We start from the raw sequence: 15,602 nt of genomic DNA, 5'->3' as shown, positions 1-15,602 counted from the left end.
CTTCCGGTGGGACTCGCGGCGGCCACGAATCTCCAACCTGGAGATTCGTGGCCGGCGGGAGAAGTCGATGATCTACAGGTTAGGAGGAGAAGGCGAGGGTACGGACCTTGGCATGCGCGTCCTCGGTATCAATGCGATCTTCCATGATCCGGCCGCCGCCCTGGTGGTCGACGGACAGGTGGTGGCCGCCGCCGAAGAGGAACGGTTCAGCCGGCGCAAGCACGGCAAGCGACCGGTCCCGTTCTCCGCCTGGGAACTGCCCGAACTCTCCGCCGCCTGGTGCCTGTCCAGCGCCGGCGTCGACGTCGACAGCCTCGACGCGGTGGCCTACTCCTTCGACCCCGGCCTGTGCCGCGACGCCGCCGACCTCGGCCTGGCCGACCCGTGGGACTGGCTGCGCGTCGACTACGCCCGACGGGCCCCGCAGTTCCTCGCCGCCGCCCTGCCCGGCCTCGACCCGGAGAAGGTCCGCTTCGTCCCGCACCACGTGGCGCACGCCGCCTCGGCCGGGCTGGCCGCCCCGCCGGCCGGCGACGACACCGCCGTCCTGGTGCTCGACGGCCGCGGCGAGGTGGCCAGCCACCTGGCCGGCGTCTACCGCGACGGCGACCTGAGCCCGCTGTACTCGCAGAAGCTGCCGCACTCGCTCGGCCTGCTCTACGAGGACCTCACCCGCCACCTCGGCTTCCTGCACTCCAGCGACGAGTACAAGGTGATGGCGCTGGCCTCGTACGGCCGGCCGAAGCACCTCGGGCTGCTGCGCGAGCTGGTCCGGGTCACCGACGCCGGCGGCTTCCACGTCGACCGGATCGACTGGGCGAGCCTGGCCAAGGCCGCCGAGCCGGGCGGCGAGCTGACCGAGGACCACGCCGACCTGGCCGCCAGCGTGCAGGCCCGGCTGGAGGAGGTCATCCTCGACCTGGCCCGCTGGCTGTACGACGCCTCGGGCGGCGCCTCGACCCTGGCGATGGCCGGCGGGGTGGCGCTGAACTGCGTCGCGAACGCCCGGCTGGCGGCCGAGGGGCCGTACCGGGACGTCTGGGTGCAGCCGGCGGCCGGCGACTCCGGCACCGCGCTGGGCGCCGCCCTGCACGTCGCCGGCTCCCTCGGCGACCGGGCGACGCCGATGAGCGGGGCGGACCTCGGCCGCGGCTGGTCGGACGAGGAACTGGAGGCGGAGCTGCGCCGGGCGGCGCTGCCCTACTTCCGGCCGGACTCGATCGCCGCCGAGGCGGCCCGGGTGCTCGCCGACAACGGCATCGTCGCCTGGTACCAGGGGCGCAGCGAGTACGGCCCGCGCGCCCTCGGCCACCGCTCGCTGCTGGCCCACCCCGGCGACCCGGCGACCACCGCCCGGATGAACGACGTCAAGGGGCGGGAGCAGTTCCGCCCGATCGCGCCGATGGTCCGCGCCGAACGCTTCGCCGACATCTTCGACGGGGTCTTCCCCAGCCGGTACATGCTCTTCGTGCACCGGGTGAAGCCGGAGTGGCGCGATCGCATCCCGGCGGTCACCCACGTCGACGGCACCGCCCGGGTGCAGACCGTGCACACCGACACCGAACCCCTCGTCGCCGAGCTGCTGGCCGAGTTCGAACGACTCACCGGGCTGCCGGTGGTGGTGAGCACGTCGCTGAACACCGCCGGCCGGCCCATGGTGGACACCCCGCGCGAGGCGATGGAGCTGTTCGGCTCCGCCCCGGTGGAGCTGCTGGCCCTCGGCCCGTTCGCGGTGCGCCGCGGCGCGCTCGGCGGTAGCCGGTGATCAGCATCGTGGTGCCGACCCTCGGCCGGCCCAGCCTCGGCACGTTGCTCGACGCCCTCGCCCCGCAGCTCGCCGAGCTGCCCGACGTGGAGATCCTGCTGGTCGACGACCGGCGCGACGCCGCGGGCGAGCTGGCGGTGCCGGGGGTGCTGTCCGCGTACGCCAAGGTGGTGACCGGTCGCGGCGCGGGCCCGGCGGCGGCGCGCAACGTCGGCTGGCGGGTGGCCCGCCGGCCCTGGGTGGTCTTCCTCGACGACGACGTGGTGCCGGCACCGGACTGGGCCCGGCGGCTGCTCGCCGACCTGGCGGTCGGCGACCGGGTCGGCGGGGTGCAGGGGGTGGTGGCGGTGCCGCTGCCGGGCGACCGGCGCCCCACCGACTGGGAGCGGAGCACCGCCGGCCTGGCCGAGGGCGAGTGGATCACAGCGGACATGGCGTACCGGCGGGCCGCGCTGGCGGCGGTCGACGGCTTCGACGAACGCTTCCCCCGCGCCTACCGGGAGGACGCCGAGCTGGCCCACCGGGTCCGGCGCGCCGGGTGGGAGCTGGTCCGGGGCCGACGCGTCGTCACCCACCCGGTCCGCCCCGAGGACCGCTGGGTGAGCCTGCGGGTGCAGCGCGGCAACGCCGACGACGCGCTGCTGCGCCGGCTCTACGGCCCGGACTGGCGCGCCGAGCTGGGGTTGCCGCCCGGCCGGCGGCCCCGGCACGTCGCGACCGCCGCCGCTGCGGCGCTGGCGGTGACCGCCGCCGCGCTGCGGGCCGTGCTGCCCCGCGACGGCGCGCCGCGCCGGATGCTCGGCGCGGTCGCCGCCGCCGGCGCGCTGGGCTGGGCGGCGGGCACCGCCGAGTTCGCCGCGGTGCGGATCGCGCCCGGGCCGCGCACCCGCGACGAGGTGTCCACCATGCTGCTGACCAGCGCGCTCATCCCGCCGGTCGCCGTCGCCCACTGGGTACGCGGCTGGTGGCGACACCGACCCTCCGGTGCGGACGGTGATCCCGCCGGAGCGCAGAGTTGATGTTTACTTCTCCTGCCCCGGGCAACTGGTCTGCCATGAACGGGGGCGCGGCGATCACGCACGGCCTCTTCGACGCGGTGCTCCTCGACCGGGACGGCACGCTGATCGAGGACGTGCCGTACAACGGCGACCCGGAGAAGGTGCGCCCGCTGCCCGGCGCGCGCGAGGCGCTGGACCGGCTGCGCGCCGCCGGCCTGCGTCTGGGCGTGGTCACCAACCAGTCCGGCCTGGCGAAGGCGCTCTTCACCACCGACCAGATGCGGGCGGTGCACGCCCGGATCGAGGAGCTCCTCGGCCCGTTCGACGACTGGCAGATCTGCCCGCACGACGACGGCGACGGCTGCGGCTGCCGCAAGCCCGCGCCGGGGATGGTCCACGCGGCCGCCGCCGCGCTCGGCACCTCCCCCGGGCGCTGCGTCATGGTCGGCGACATCGGGCGGGACATGGCCGCCGCGCTCGCCGCCGGCGCGACCGGCGTCCTGGTGCCCACCCCGGTCACCCGGCCCGAGGAGGTCGCCGCCGCCCCGCACGTCGCCCACGACCTGCCCGCGGCCGTCGACGAGATCCTGCGCCGGCAGGCCGCCGTCCGGCCCACCGCGCCGCGCCGCGCCGGCACCGTCCTCGTGGTACGCAGCGACTCCGCCGGCGACGTGCTGGTCACCGGCCCGGCGATCCGGGCCGTCGCCGCCGGGGCGCGGCGGGTGGTGCTGCTCTGCGGTCCCCGGGGCCGGGCCGCCGCCGACCTGCTCCCCGGCGTGGACGAGATCGTCGAATGGCCGCTGCCCTGGATCGACGGCGACCCTGCCCCCGTCGACCCCGACGACATCCGCGCGCTGACCGCCCGGCTCACCGCCGTCGGCGCCGACGAGGCGGTCGTCTTCACCTCCTTCCACCAGTCGGCCCTCCCCCTCGCGCTGCTGCTGCGGATGGCCGGGGTGGGCCGGATCAGCGCGATCAGCGACGACTACCCCGGCTCCCTGCTGGACGTACGGCACAAGGTGCCGGTCGGCGTGCCGGAACCGGAGCGGGCCCTCTCCCTCGCCGCCGCCGCCGGCTTCGGCCTGCCCGTCGGCGACGAGCCGACGCTGCGCGTCGAGGCGCCCCCCGCCGCGCCACCCGACGGCCCGTACGTGGTGGTGCACCCCGGAGCGTCCGTGCCGGCCCGGGCCTGCCCGCCGGAGCGGTGGGTGGAGATCGTGCGCAGGCTTACCGCGAGCGGCTATCGGGTAGTGGTCACCGGGGGGCCGGTCGAGACCGTGCTGACCTCCCGGGTGGCCGCCGCCGGCGGCACCGACCTCGGCGGGCGTACCGGGCTGGCGGAGCTGGCCGGAGTCCTCGCCGGGGCGAGCTGCGTGGTGGTCGGCAACACCGGCCCCGCCCATCTCGCCGCCGCCGTCGGCGTACCCGTCGTCAGCCTCTTCGCCCCCACCGTCTCCTTCGGCCAGTGGGCGCCCTACCGGGTGCCGCTGGTCCGCCTCGGCGACGCCGCCGCGCCCTGCCGGGACAGCCGGGCCACCCGCTGCCCGGTGCCCGGCCACCCCTGCCTCACCGCCGGGGTCGACCCGGCCGACGTGGTTGCCGCGGTCCACCTGCTCACCACCGGAATCCGACGCTGAAGGAGGGTCATGAACGTCCTGCTCTGGCACGTGCACGGCTCCTGGACCACGTCCTTCGTGCATGGAACGCACCGCTACCTGGTGCCGGTCACCCCCGACCGCGGCCCGTACGGGCTGGGCCGGGCCCGGACCTATCCGTGGCCGGCCAGCGCGGTCGAGATGACCCCCGAGGAACTGGCCGACGCCGACGTGGACGTGGTCGTGCTGCAACGCCCCGAGGAGCTGGAGCTGGCCGAGCGCTGGCTGCGCCGGCGGCCGGGGCGGGACCTGCCGGCGATCTACGTCGAGCACAACACCCCCAAGGGCGACGTGCCCACCACCCGCCACCCGATGGCCGACCGGGACGACCTGCTGCTCACCCACGTCACCCACTTCAACGAGCTGTTCTGGGACAACGGCGGCACCCGCACCGCCGTCGTCGAGCACGGCATCGTGCCGCCGAGGGTGGAGTGGACCGGCGAGCTGGACCGGCTCGCCGTGGTGACGAACGAACCCATCCGGCGCTGGCGGGTCACCGGCACCGACCTGATGCTCCGCTTCGCCGAGGTCGCCCCGCTGGACGTCTTCGGCATGGGGGTGACCGGGCTGGCCGACCGGCTCGGGCTGCCCGGGCAACGCCTGGCCAGCCACGACGACCTGCCGCAGGACGTCATGCACACGGAGCTGGCCCGGCGGCGGGCGTACCTGCACCTGTGCCGGTGGACGTCGCTGGGGTTGAGCCTCATCGAGGCCATGACGATCGGCATGCCGGTCGTCGCGCTGGCCACCACCGAGGCCGTGGACGCGGTGCCGCCCGACGCGGGGGTGCTCTCCACCCGGGTCGACACGCTCGTCGAGGCGGCCCGCTGGCTGACGGAGGACCGCGACGCCGCGTACCGGTTGGGTGCGCGGGCGCGGGAGGTGACGAAGGACCGCTTCGGGCTCGACCGGTTCCTCGCCGACTGGGACCGGATCCTTGAGGAGGAAACATGCGCATCGCGATGATCTCGGAGCACGCCAGCCCGCTCGCCGTCCTCGGCGAGGAGGACGCGGGCGGGCAGAACACGCACGTCGCCGAACTGGCGGCGGCCCTGGTCGGCGAGGGGCACGACGTGCGGGTCTACACCCGTCGGGACGCGGTCGACCTGCCCGACGTGGTCGACGCGGCCGCCGGCTACCAGGTGCGCCACGTACCCGCCGGGCCGGCGCAGCGGGTGCCCAAGGACGAGCTGCTGCCGTACATGGGCGAGTTCGGGCGGTGGATGGCCGAACAGTGGGGCGAGCAGGGCTGGCGGCCGGACGTGGCGCACGCCCACTTCTGGATGAGCGGCCTGGCCACCCTGCACGCCGGCCGGCGCACCAACACCCCGGTGGTGCTGACGTACCACGCGCTGGGCTCGGTGAAGCGGCGCCACCAGGGGGCCCGGGACACCAGTCCACCGGGCCGGGTCGGCTACGAACGGGCGCTGGGCCGGGCGGCCGACCGGGTGATCGTCCAGTGCCAGGACGAGATCGGCGAGCTGGTCCGGCTGGGCGTGCCGCGGTCGAGGATGGCGCTGGTCCCGTCCGGGGTCAACGAGGAGATGTTCCGTCCCGAGGGGCCGGTCGCGCCCCGCCACCCGACCCGCCCGCGCATCCTCACCGTCGGGCGGTTGGTCGAGCGCAAGGGCTTCCAGGACGTCATCCGGGCCCTGCCGGCGGTGCCGGAGGCCGAGTGCGTGGTGGTCGGCGGCCCGGCGGCCGAGCTGCTGCCCGCCGACAGCTTCGCCCGCCGGCTGGGCGCGCTCGCCGAGTCCTGCGGGGTCGCCGACCGGGTCAAGCTGGTCGGCGCGGTCCCGCGCGAGGAGATGGCCGCCTGGTACCGCTCCGCCGACGTGCTCGTGGCCGCCCCCTGGTACGAACCGTTCGGGCTCACCCCGCTGGAAGGGATGGCCTGCGGCGTGCCGGTGGTCGGCACGAACGTGGGCGGCATCGCCGACACGGTGGTCGACGGGCTGACCGGTGATCTGGTGCCGCCGCGCGACCCGCGCGCGCTGGGCACCGCGATCCGCCGGCTGCTCGCCGACCGGGTGCGCCGGTTCGCGTACGCCACGGCGGCGCTGGACCGCATCCGCAGCCGGTACTCCTGGAAGCGCTGCGCCGAGCAGCTGAGCGCGGTCTACGCCACGGTCAGCACGGTCGGTCGAGTCGCCCCGGCGGTGGCCTGATGAACGACGCGATGTCCGCCCTCGACGGGCACCTGTCCGGGCTGGCCGCCGCGCTGGTGCCGTACCGGCGTACCGCCGAGCGGCTGGCCGGCTGGGGCACCCAGTTGGCCTGGACGCTGGCCACCGGCGGTCGGCTGCTGGCGGCCGGCAACGGCGGCAGCGCCGCGGAGGCCCAGCACCTCACCGCCGAGCTGGTCGGCAAGCTGCGCGACGACCGGGAGCCCTACTCGGCGATCGCGCTGCACGCGGAGACGTCGTCGCTGACCGCGATCGGCAACGACTACGGCTACGACGAGGTCTTCGCCCGCCAGGTGCGCGCGCACGGCCGGGAGAACGACATCCTGCTGCTGATGTCGACCAGCGGCACCAGCACCAACCTGCTGCGGGCGGTGGCGGCGGCCCGGGAGGTCGGGGTGCGCTGCTGGGCGTTCACCGGTCCCGCGCCGAATCCGCTGGCCGAGGTCTGCGACGACGTGCTCGCGGTGCCCTCGCCGGACAGTCAGGTCGTGCAGGAGCTGCACCTGGTCTCGCTGCACCTGCTCTGCGAGTACGTCGACGAGGCGCTGCCGCTGGTCCGCCAGCTCCCGCGCACGGCGGACCCGCGGCGGACCGTCGAGTTCACCGGCCGGCTCCCCGGCGGCGCCGACGCACCCGCCCTCGCCGCCGCCGGCAGCGGCCCCGGGATCAACCGGCACGCCCTCAACGGCCACTCCACCAACGGACACGGCGCCAACGGCCACACCACCAACGGACACGGGCCGAACGGGCACGGGTCGAACCGCCGCGGGTGCCCGTCGTGAGCCGGCCGCTGGTGGTCGTCGGCGACGCCCTGCTCGACCGGGACGTCCAAGGCGCGGTCAACCGGGTCTGCCCGGACGCGCCGGTGCCGGTGCTCGACGAGCGGGCCAGCACCGACCGGCCCGGCGGCGCGGGGCTCGCCGCGCTGCTCGCCGCCGCCCAGGGCACCGAGGTGGCGCTGGTGACCGCGCTCGCCGACGACGCCGCCGGAGCCCGCATCGCGGAACTGCTCACCACCGCCGGGGTACGCCTGTACCCGCTGCGGCTGCCCGGGGCGACGCCGGAGAAGATCCGGCTCCGGGCAGGCGGGCAGACCCTGCTGCGGCTGGACCGTGGCGGTGCGCCGCGGCCCCCCGGCGAGCCGCCCGAGGCGGCGCTGGAGGTGCTCGCCTCGGCCGGCGCCATCCTGGTCAGCGACTACGGCCGGGGCCTGGTCCGGCAGCCCGCGCTGCGGGCCGCGCTCGCCGACGCGAGCGCCCCGGTGGTCTGGGACCCGCACCCCCGGGGGCCGGTCGCGGTGCCGGGCGCCCGGCTGACCACCCCCAACCTCGCCGAGCTGCGACAGCTCACCGGCGACGCCGGCGCGGGGTCGCCACTGTCCACCGCCACCCGCGCCGGGCACGAGCTGCGCCGGCGCTGGCGGGTCGGCGCGGTGGCGGTGACGATGGGCGCCGACGGCGCGGTGCTCTGCCACTCCGGCAGCACCCCGCTGGTGGTGCCGCCACCGTCCGACGTGGAACGGGCCGAGGACACCTGCGGCGCCGGGGACCGCTTCGCCGCCACCGCCGCCACCGCGCTGGCCGCCGGGGCGGTCACCTCGGAGGCGGTGCAGGAGGCGGTCGCCGCCGCGTCCGCGTACGTCGCCGCCGGCGGGGCGGCCGGGCTGGCCCGCCGGGAGCCCGAACCGGCCGGGTCGCGCCGCCCGACGTCCGCCGCCGAGGAGCTGGTGGCCCGGGTACGCGCCGACGGCGGCACCGTGGTGGCCACCGGCGGCTGCTTCGACATCCTGCACGCCGGGCACGTCGCCACCCTCCAGGCGGCCCGCCGGCTGGGTGACTGCCTGGTGGTCTGCCTCAACTCCGACCGCAGCGTCCGCGCCCTCAAGGGTCCGGACCGCCCGGTCAACCCGGCAGCCGACCGGGCCCGGCTGCTGGCCGCGCTGGACTGCGTCGACGCCGTCGTGGTGTTCGACGAGCCGACGCCGGCCACCGCGCTGGCCCGGCTGCGCCCCGACGTCTGGGTCAAGGGCGGCGACTACGCCGGCGACGGCGCACCCGAGCTGCCCGAGGCCGAGCTGGTGCGCGGCTGGGGCGGCCGGGTGGTGACCGTGCCCTACCTGGCGGGCCGGTCCACCACCGCGACGATCAGCGCCGCGCGCTCGCGCGGCGCCCGACTGGTCAAGGGAGCGCGATGAGCAGGGATCTGAACGGATCGGCGGTGCTGGTCACCGGCGGGTCGAGCGGCCTCGGCGCGGCGGTGGTGACCGCCGTGACGAAGGCCGGCGGGCGGCCGTACGTGCTGGACCGGCAGCCGCCGGCCGACGGGGTGCCGTGGGTCGAGTGCGACCTGGGCAACACCCGCGCCGCCGAGGAAGCCACCCGGCGCGTCGCCGAGCAGGCCGGCGGGCTGACCGGCCTGGTCACCGCCGCCGGGATGGACGTACCCGGCAAGCTCGCCGACATCGACGGCGCGACCTGGGACCGGATCGTCGGCATCAACCTGCTCGGCACCGCCGCCGTCGTCCGGGCGGCCCTGCCGCATTTGGAGCGCGCGCACGGCACGGTGGTGACGGTCGCCTCGACGCTCGGGATCAAGGCGGTCAGCGACGCCACCGCGTACTGCGCGGCGAAGTTCGGGGTGGTCGGCTTCACCCGGGCGCTCGCCGCCGAGCTGGCCGGCCGGGTCGGGGTGACCCTGCTGGTCCCCGGTGGCATGCGGACGGCCTTTTTCGACGACCGGGACGACCGGTACAAGCCGGGTCCGGACGCGATCCTCAACGACCCGGCCGACACCGCCGCGGCGGTCATGTTCGCCCTCTCGCAGCCGCCCGGCTGCGCGGTACGCGAGCTGGTGGTCTGCGCCGAACAGGAGTCCTCGTACCCGTGATCCTGGTGTTACGGGCGCTCGGCGTCGGCGACCTCGCGACCGGGGTGCCGGCGCTGCGCGCGCTGCGGGCCGCGTACCCGGACGAGGAGCTGGCACTGGTCGCGCCGCGCTGGCTGGCCCCGCTGGTCGACCTGGTCGGCGGGGTCGACCGGCTGGTCGAGGCGGACGGGCTGGGCCACCTGGCGTGGCCCGGCCCGTCGCCGGAGCTGGCGGTCAACCTGCACGGTCGCGGCCCCCAGTCGCACCGGATGCTGGCCGGGGTCCGGCCGGGCCGGCTGCTCGCCTTCGCCAACGCCGAGGCCGGCCACCGCGACGGCCCGGACTGGCGGGCCGAGGAGCACGAGATCGACCGCTGGTGCCGGATGCTGGCCTGGTACGGCATCCCCGCCGACCGCACCGACCTCGCCCTGCGTCGCCCGGAACCGGGACGGACGCCGACCGGGGTGAGCATCGTCCACCCGGGAGCGAAGGCGGCGCAACGGCGCTGGCCGCCGGCCCGGTTCGCCGAGGTGGCCCGGGCGCTCACCGACCGGGGACACCGGGTGGTGGTCACCGGCACCGCCGGCGAGCGGAGCATCGCCGAGCAGGTGCGCGCCCTGGCCGGGCTGCCGGCCGACGCGGTGCTCGCCGGGGAGACCGGCCTCGGGGAGCTGGCCGCGCTGGTCGCCCACGCCCGCCTGGTGGTCAGCGGCGACACCGGGATCGGTCACCTGGCCACCGCCTACGCCACCCCGTCGGTGCTGCTCTTCGGCCCGGTGCCGCCCGCGCAGTGGGGTCCCCCGCCGGACCGGCCCTGGCACCAGGCGCTCTGGGTAGGGCAGCGGCAACCGGTCGACGCCGCCGCCGTGCACCCGGCGCTGGCCGCGCTGGACGTGCCGGCGGTGCTGGCCGCCGTGGAGCGGGCGGAGCGGGGCACACCCCTTGCTACCCGCCGGTAGCTTCCGCTTAGGCTGGGGCGGTGAGCGGGGACATCGAGTACAGCCAGGAGTTCGTCGACGTCGACGGCGCGCGCATCGGGGTGCAGGTCTACCCCGAACCGGACGGGCCGGCCGGCGCGCCGGTGGTGGTGCTCTGGCCGGCGATGGGCGTCCGGGCCCGCTACTACCGCCCGTTCGCCGCCGCGCTGCGCGACGCCGGCCTGGCCGTGGTCGTGGCCGACCTGCGCGGCACCGGCGCCAGCACCCCCGCACCGAGCCGCGCCTGCCGCTACGGCTACGCCGAGCTGGCCGGTGACGTCGGGGCGGTGCTCGACGCGCTCAAGCCCCGGCTGGACGGGCGTACCCGGCTGCTGCTCGGGCACTCCCTCGGCGGGCAGGCGGCCCTGCTGCACCTCGCCCTGCACGGCGCGGACGCGGTCGACGGGCTCGCCCTGCTCGCCGTCGGCATGCCGTACTGGCGCAGCTACCCCGGCGCCCGGCGGTACGGGGTGCTGCCGTACACCCAGGGCATCGCGGCGACCGCGGCGGCACTGGGCGTCTGGCCGGGCTGGGGCTTCGGCGGGCGGCAGGCGCGCAGGGTGATCCGGGACTGGGCGCACACCGCCCGGACCGGGCGCTTCCCGGTGCTGGACGGGGTGGACGCCGAGGTGGCGGTGGGGCGGATCGGCACGCCGGTGCTGGCGGTCAGCGTCGACGACGACCAGTACACCCCGCACAGCACCCTGGACCACCTCTGCGCCAAGCTGACCGCCGCGCCGGTCACCCGGGACCGCTACACGACCGCCGAGGCCGGCGCCCCGCTGGACCACTTCACCTGGGTGCGCGCCGGGCGGCCGCTGGCCGCCCGGGTGGCGGCCTTCGCGGCGGGCCTGCCCCGCCGCTGAGCGGCCGTACCGGCCCGCCCCACCCCCGGATTCCCGGCGGCATCCCCCGGATTCCCGGCGGCACCGCCGGGACGAACGGCGCGTGAAGGGACGTCCCGACCGCCGGTGAGATCGGGTGCGTAGCCGCGCGTCGGGCGGGTATGCCGCTGCGCCCGAATACGGTGGAGGGGGATCAGATGTCCGAACGGCACACCGCACTGCGCTCGATGCACGATCTGGGCCTGGCAGCCTGGTTCGGCGGCTCCCTGATGGGAGCGCTCGGCGTCAACGGGGCGGCGGCGCGGATCAGCGACTCGACTCAGCGACTCCCGATCGCGTCGGCGGGGTGGTCCCGCTGGACGCCGGTGAACGCGGCGGCGATCGGCGCCCACCTGGCCGGCGCGGTCGGCGAACTGGCCACGGAGAGCCCGCGGGTGTTCGGCCAGCGGGGCGTGGGGAGGATCAGCGCCGTCAAGACGGCGCTGACCATCGGCGCGCTCGCGGTGACCGGCTACAGCCGGTTGCTCGGCATGCGGTTGGAGAAGGCCGGCAACCCGCCGGTCCAGGGGACCACCGAGCCCAACTACCAGACCCCGTCCGACGTGGCCTCCTGCCAGCGGCAGATGAAGCTGCTCCAGTGGGCCGTTCCGGCGCTGACCGGGGCGCTGGTCGTGGTCACGTCGTACATGGGCGAGCAGCAGAAGCCCGGCCAGGTGTTCCGCGGGATGCTGGGACGTGCCGGCGGGATCATGAGCGCGCCGACGTCGATCGGGAAGCTCGCGGCGATGGGCACGGCCAACCGTCAGCGCCGGATGGCGATGGCCGGCTGAACGCCGGGCCCGACCGGTGCGCCGGTGGCCGTCGGCGACGGCGGCCGGCGTACCGGTCGGGACGGGCGCGACAACGGCCGGTCGGGAAGACGAGCTGCGAGGTGGCCATGACGGCGAACAAGGGACCGAGGCGGGGCGCGGGGCGGGGGCCGGAGTCCGCCGCCCCCTGGGGCACCACGGACGGCTTCGACGCGGACCCGCCCTGGGGCGCGGGCAAGCACGACCCGATGGACGAGGGCAGCGAGGAGACCGCCGTGCCGGAGGGCCGGCGGGGTGAGCGCCGCGCCGGCGCGCCGAGCGGGCCGTCCGGGCGGGAGGGCCGGCACGGCTTCGGTTCGGTGGAGCCGACCCGCTACACGGACGCGGGGCCGGGCGCACCGCCCGACCCGGCGCCGTCGGCACGCACCTTCCCCGACGACACGGCCGGCGGGGACCTGCCGGACAACGCGCTGGAGGAGGCCACCGGGATGCACCCGGAGGGGGTCACCCGGGACTGACGTGGGGGTGACGGGCCGTGCCCGGGACAGGCGTCCCCGGCACGGCCCGACCGCACCTCGGCCCGGTCACCGCGGGTACGCGGACGGGACCGGCCACGGCGACCCGTGGCCGGTCCCGCCGGCGTCCGTCCCCGGACCGGACCAGCGGTCCGTCATCCGCCTCAGGAGCCGGTGCCGTCCTCCTCGGCGGCCGGTGGCGGCGGCGGCTCGGCGACGGGCCGGCCGGTCTCGTCCACCAGTCCCGGCGCCATGCTGCCGCCGTGCGCCTCCTCCGCCTCGCGGACCCGGCGGGCCTCGGCGTCGTCCGGTACGGCCCTCATTCGGTCCGGAGCGCCGCCTAGCGGCGCGGAGGCCGAATTATGGCCGTCGCCCGGCTGTTGTTCCTGCGTCATCGCGGCACCTTTCTGTCGTTGCCGGCGCGGTACCCGAGCCCCGGGACGACAAACCGCCTCACACCCCGGCGGGCTCCGGCGCGGGGGTCACGCCGAGCAGCTCGGCCAGCCGGGCGGCGTCGCGCTGGGCCTGTCCCTCGCAGCAGTTGTTGAACAGCACGTGCAGCTCGCCGGCGCTCTCGGCCAGGTCGACCAGCAGCTCCGCCCAGCGGCGCAGCTCCCCGTCGGAGTAGGCGTAGCGGAACCGGTCCTCCTTGCTGCCGCCCTCCCAGTGGGCGCTGTGCCCGTGGAACCGGACCACCGCCGGCTCGGCCGTGGCGACCATGATCGGTGGCACCGAGGACGGGTGGCCCTGGGGCATGTCCACGCAGACCATGCCGAGGTCGTTGTCACGCAGGAAGGTCACCGTCTCGGCGGCGGCCGGGTCTTCGAACCAGGAGGCGTGCCGCAGCTCCACCGCCACCGGCCAGGGCCGGCAGCGCCCGGCCAGCTCCACGATCCGCCGCCGGGCGGCCTCACCCCGGGTCAGCCACGGCGGGAACTGCAACAGCACCGCGCCGAGCCGGTCGTCCGCCGCGAGCGGCTCCAGCGCCGCCCGGAACCGGCGCCACAGTTCCTCGTACGCCCGCTCGGGCAGCTCCCGGCGGCGGATCCGGGCCGGGCCACCGGCCGGCCGCAGGTCCTTCGGCAGCATCGACACCGGCGTCGGATGGCCGGTGAAGAGGCTGAACGCCTTGACGTCGAAGGTGAACCCGGGCGGGGTGGCCTCGACCCAGCCGGCGGTGGTCTCCGGTGCCGGGACCGCGTAGTACGAGGTGTCCACCTCGACCAGTCCGAAGTGGCGGGCGTAGAAGCCGAGCCGGTCGGCGGGGGTCTTCGCCGACCGCGGGTACCAGCCGGACCGCAGCAGCGTCTGGTCCGCCCAGGAGGACGTGCCGACCAAAATGTCACCCATGTAGTTCAGTGGACCGCCGGAGCGCCGGATCGGCAACCGCTGGCGTCACGTGGCGGGCGCGGAAAGTGTCGGTGCACCGGCCTAGCCTGAACCTCGACGACATCGACGGAAGGTGCAGCGATGACCACTTCGGAGCGGGTTCTCACCGGCGAGCGGGCCGACCTGACCCAGACCCTCGGCCGGCACCGGGGTTTCCTGCGGCAGACGGTGCGCGGGCTGACCGACGAGCAGGCCGCGGCGCGCACCACCGTCAGTGAGCTCTGCCTCGGCGGGCTGATCAAGCACGTGGCGGTCACCGAGGATCGCTGGATGCGGTTCGCGGTCGGTGGCGCGGAGGCGATGCAGAGCGAGCCGCTGGACTGGGCGAACGGGTTCCGGATGGTCGAGGGTGAGACGCTCGCCGGGCTGCTCGACCACTACGCGCAGGTCGCCGCCCGCACCGACGAGCTGATCGCCACCCTCGACCTAGACGCCGCGCAGGCGCTGCCGGTGGCGCCCTGGTTCGAGCCGGGTGCGAGCTGGTCGGTACGCCGGGTCCTGCTGCACCTCATCGCGGAGACCTCGCAGCACGCCGGGCACGCCGACATCCTCCGCGAGGTGATCGACGGCGCCAAGACGATGGGCTGACCCGCCCCGGTCAGCGGGCTCGATCGAGGTCGCAGACGTCCCGGGTCCCGCCGATCTCGCTGGCCTGCCCCTCAACGCATCGGGCAGCGCAACACCCTCATTGTCACGCACCGTAAGGGTGCTGGCGCGTCGCGGTTGACCTGACAGGTGTCGCCGCGTGATCAGCGCCACCCTCAGGGCGGAGATGTGACGTCGGGGGGGTGCCCGGCGCTGAGGGACACGAGATGAACGCACATCGGATGGACCAGGAAACCGTCGAGCGGTTGCTCGTCGGCCCGGTCGTCGACGCGCACGACGGGCCGGAGCCGCTCGTCCGGCTGCTGACGGCGGTGCGTGCCGCGCCGCACCCCGGCGAGCTGCGCGGGGAGAGCGCCGCGATGCACGCGTTCCGCAGTGCCCGCGCCGGGTCTCCGCTGCCGGCTCCGTCGCCCGTCCGCTCATTCTCCCTGGCCCGACTGGCCGGGCTGAAGGTCGCGCTCGCCGGTCTCGCCGTGGCCGCCACCGGGGGCGTCGCCTTCGCCGCCGCCACCGGCACGTTGCCCGGACCGCTGCACCGCGACGCGCCGGTCACCCCGCCGTCCGCCGTGCCGCAGTCCACCTCGCCCACCACCGCCGGGCCCGGCGGGTCCGCCGCTCCGTCCAGCGTGAAGCCGGAACCGAGCCGGCCGACACCGGCCGCGTCGATCCTCGGGCTGTGCCGCTCCTACCGCGCCGCGGTCGGGGAGAACCCCGGTCGGGCCCTGGACAACCCGGCCTTCGCCGGCCTCGTCACCAGGGCCGGTGGCCGGGACGAGGTGGCCGGCTACTGCGAGCGCGTGGTCCGCGACAGCGCGGTCCCGGCACCGCCCTCCGCATCCCCCTCGGCCGCCCGTTCGACGCCCACCGAGCGGCCGACCGGCCGGCCGTCGGACGCGCCCTCCACCGCGGGCGGCAAGCCGGACGCCCCCGCCCGGACCGTCCCGTCCCGCCCGACCGGCTGACCATCGCCGGCCAGCCGGCTCCGCCGGCTG

Annotated in this window: 16 protein-coding genes; 14 read left to right on the top strand and 2 right to left on the bottom strand. The window is 76.2% G+C overall.

What is annotated here, in order from left to right:
• The first annotated feature begins 112 nt into the window (after nucleotides 1-112).
• The 12 genes from ACTMTB_RS20660 to ACTMTB_RS20605 all read left to right on the top strand — a co-directional run bounded on the left by ACTMTB_RS20660 (nucleotide 113) and on the right by ACTMTB_RS20605 (nucleotide 12,618).
• Nucleotides 113-1,765 carry a carbamoyltransferase family protein gene (locus ACTMTB_RS20660; protein WP_441147929.1) on the top strand — a complete coding sequence of 551 codons (1,653 nt, stop codon included), beginning with the start codon at nucleotides 113-115 and terminating at the stop codon, nucleotides 1,763-1,765.
• Nucleotides 1,762-2,784 (top strand): glycosyltransferase family 2 protein, encoded by a 1,023-nt coding sequence (locus ACTMTB_RS20655; protein ID WP_441147927.1) that lies wholly within the window; start codon nucleotides 1,762-1,764, stop codon nucleotides 2,782-2,784. The genes ACTMTB_RS20660 and ACTMTB_RS20655 overlap by 4 nt, the downstream gene beginning before the upstream one ends.
• Nucleotides 2,784-4,400: an HAD-IIIA family hydrolase gene (locus tag ACTMTB_RS20650; RefSeq protein ID WP_441147925.1), complete on the top strand. Its 1,617-nt coding sequence runs from the start codon at nucleotides 2,784-2,786 to the stop codon at nucleotides 4,398-4,400. The genes ACTMTB_RS20655 and ACTMTB_RS20650 overlap by 1 nt, the downstream gene beginning before the upstream one ends.
• 9 nt (nucleotides 4,401-4,409) lie before the next feature.
• On the top strand, nucleotides 4,410-5,384 hold the full coding sequence (locus tag ACTMTB_RS20645; protein WP_441147923.1) for a glycosyltransferase: 975 nt from the start codon (nucleotides 4,410-4,412) through the stop codon (nucleotides 5,382-5,384).
• Complete coding sequence (locus ACTMTB_RS20640; protein ID WP_441147921.1) at nucleotides 5,369-6,586, top strand: glycosyltransferase; 1,218 nt, start codon at nucleotides 5,369-5,371, stop codon at nucleotides 6,584-6,586. Before ACTMTB_RS20645 ends, ACTMTB_RS20640 begins: the two co-directional genes overlap by 16 nt.
• Entirely contained in the window at nucleotides 6,586-7,386 is an 801-nt protein-coding gene (locus ACTMTB_RS20635; protein WP_441147919.1) for a D-sedoheptulose-7-phosphate isomerase, read from the top strand. The genes ACTMTB_RS20640 and ACTMTB_RS20635 overlap by 1 nt, the downstream gene beginning before the upstream one ends.
• Nucleotides 7,383-8,798 (top strand): PfkB family carbohydrate kinase, encoded by a 1,416-nt coding sequence (locus ACTMTB_RS20630; RefSeq protein ID WP_441147917.1) that lies wholly within the window; start codon nucleotides 7,383-7,385, stop codon nucleotides 8,796-8,798. Before ACTMTB_RS20635 ends, ACTMTB_RS20630 begins: the two co-directional genes overlap by 4 nt.
• On the top strand, nucleotides 8,795-9,490 hold the full coding sequence (locus tag ACTMTB_RS20625; RefSeq protein WP_441147915.1) for an SDR family oxidoreductase: 696 nt from the start codon (nucleotides 8,795-8,797) through the stop codon (nucleotides 9,488-9,490). Before ACTMTB_RS20630 ends, ACTMTB_RS20625 begins: the two co-directional genes overlap by 4 nt.
• Complete coding sequence (locus ACTMTB_RS20620) at nucleotides 9,487-10,428, top strand: glycosyltransferase family 9 protein (RefSeq protein WP_441147913.1); 942 nt, start codon at nucleotides 9,487-9,489, stop codon at nucleotides 10,426-10,428. Before ACTMTB_RS20625 ends, ACTMTB_RS20620 begins: the two co-directional genes overlap by 4 nt.
• Before the next feature lie 20 nt (nucleotides 10,429-10,448).
• Nucleotides 10,449-11,312 (top strand): alpha/beta hydrolase family protein, encoded by an 864-nt coding sequence (locus tag ACTMTB_RS20615; RefSeq protein ID WP_441147911.1) that lies wholly within the window; start codon nucleotides 10,449-10,451, stop codon nucleotides 11,310-11,312.
• Between the two features lie 176 nt (nucleotides 11,313-11,488).
• A complete protein-coding gene (locus ACTMTB_RS20610) occupies nucleotides 11,489-12,121 on the top strand; it encodes a hypothetical protein (protein WP_334574703.1) in 633 nt (210 codons plus the stop codon).
• 107 nt (nucleotides 12,122-12,228) lie between these two features.
• Complete coding sequence (locus ACTMTB_RS20605; protein WP_441147909.1) at nucleotides 12,229-12,618, top strand: hypothetical protein; 390 nt, start codon at nucleotides 12,229-12,231, stop codon at nucleotides 12,616-12,618.
• Between the two features lie 161 nt (nucleotides 12,619-12,779).
• Here the strand turns inward: ACTMTB_RS20605 and ACTMTB_RS20600 are convergent, their stop codons facing one another.
• Together ACTMTB_RS20600 and ACTMTB_RS20595 are read right to left on the bottom strand one after the other, a co-directional pair.
• Entirely contained in the window at nucleotides 12,780-13,010 is a 231-nt protein-coding gene (locus ACTMTB_RS20600; RefSeq protein ID WP_210779368.1) for a GTPase activator, read from the bottom strand.
• Between the two features lie 58 nt (nucleotides 13,011-13,068).
• Nucleotides 13,069-13,965: a DUF72 domain-containing protein gene (locus ACTMTB_RS20595; protein ID WP_441147907.1), complete on the bottom strand. Its 897-nt coding sequence runs from the start codon at nucleotides 13,963-13,965 to the stop codon at nucleotides 13,069-13,071.
• Nucleotides 13,966-14,085: 120 nt separating this feature from the next.
• Between ACTMTB_RS20595 and ACTMTB_RS20590 the strand changes: the two genes are divergently transcribed.
• Nucleotides 14,086-14,592: a DinB family protein gene (locus tag ACTMTB_RS20590; protein ID WP_441147905.1), complete on the top strand. Its 507-nt coding sequence runs from the start codon at nucleotides 14,086-14,088 to the stop codon at nucleotides 14,590-14,592.
• Between the two features lie 224 nt (nucleotides 14,593-14,816).
• Nucleotides 14,817-15,572, top strand: coding sequence for a hypothetical protein (locus ACTMTB_RS20585; protein WP_441147903.1), 756 nt, complete (start codon nucleotides 14,817-14,819; stop codon nucleotides 15,570-15,572).
• Nucleotides 15,573-15,602 lie beyond the last annotated feature (30 nt).

Origin of the sequence: Micromonospora sp. L32 (assembly GCF_052068055.1) — a bacterium.
GTDB classification, from domain to species: domain Bacteria; phylum Actinomycetota; class Actinomycetes; order Mycobacteriales; family Micromonosporaceae; genus Micromonospora; species Micromonospora purpureochromogenes.
The sequence above is the reverse complement of the archived record's forward strand: the minus strand, read 5'-3'. Positions and strand labels throughout refer to the sequence as shown.

Excerpts from the sequence above, each read along its gene's own strand:
- ACTMTB_RS20660 (WP_441147929.1), top strand. The coding sequence starts at position 113 with ATGCGCGTCCTCGGTATCAATGCGATCTTCCATGATCCGGCCGCCGCC.
- ACTMTB_RS20650 (WP_441147925.1), top strand. The coding sequence starts at position 2,784 with ATGTTTACTTCTCCTGCCCCGGGCAACTGGTCTGCCATGAACGGGGGC.
- ACTMTB_RS20645 (WP_441147923.1), top strand. The coding sequence starts at position 4,410 with ATGAACGTCCTGCTCTGGCACGTGCACGGCTCCTGGACCACGTCCTTC.
- ACTMTB_RS20640 (WP_441147921.1), top strand. The coding sequence starts at position 5,369 with ATGCGCATCGCGATGATCTCGGAGCACGCCAGCCCGCTCGCCGTCCTC.
- ACTMTB_RS20635 (WP_441147919.1), top strand. The coding sequence starts at position 6,586 with ATGAACGACGCGATGTCCGCCCTCGACGGGCACCTGTCCGGGCTGGCC.
- ACTMTB_RS20625 (WP_441147915.1), top strand. The coding sequence starts at position 8,795 with ATGAGCAGGGATCTGAACGGATCGGCGGTGCTGGTCACCGGCGGGTCG.
- ACTMTB_RS20610 (WP_334574703.1), top strand. The coding sequence starts at position 11,489 with ATGTCCGAACGGCACACCGCACTGCGCTCGATGCACGATCTGGGCCTG.
- ACTMTB_RS20605 (WP_441147909.1), top strand. The coding sequence starts at position 12,229 with ATGACGGCGAACAAGGGACCGAGGCGGGGCGCGGGGCGGGGGCCGGAG.
- ACTMTB_RS20600 (WP_210779368.1), bottom strand. The coding sequence starts at position 13,010 with ATGACGCAGGAACAACAGCCGGGCGACGGCCATAATTCGGCCTCCGCG.
- ACTMTB_RS20595 (WP_441147907.1), bottom strand. The coding sequence starts at position 13,965 with ATGGGTGACATTTTGGTCGGCACGTCCTCCTGGGCGGACCAGACGCTG.
- ACTMTB_RS20590 (WP_441147905.1), top strand. The coding sequence starts at position 14,086 with ATGACCACTTCGGAGCGGGTTCTCACCGGCGAGCGGGCCGACCTGACC.
- ACTMTB_RS20585 (WP_441147903.1), top strand. The coding sequence starts at position 14,817 with ATGAACGCACATCGGATGGACCAGGAAACCGTCGAGCGGTTGCTCGTC.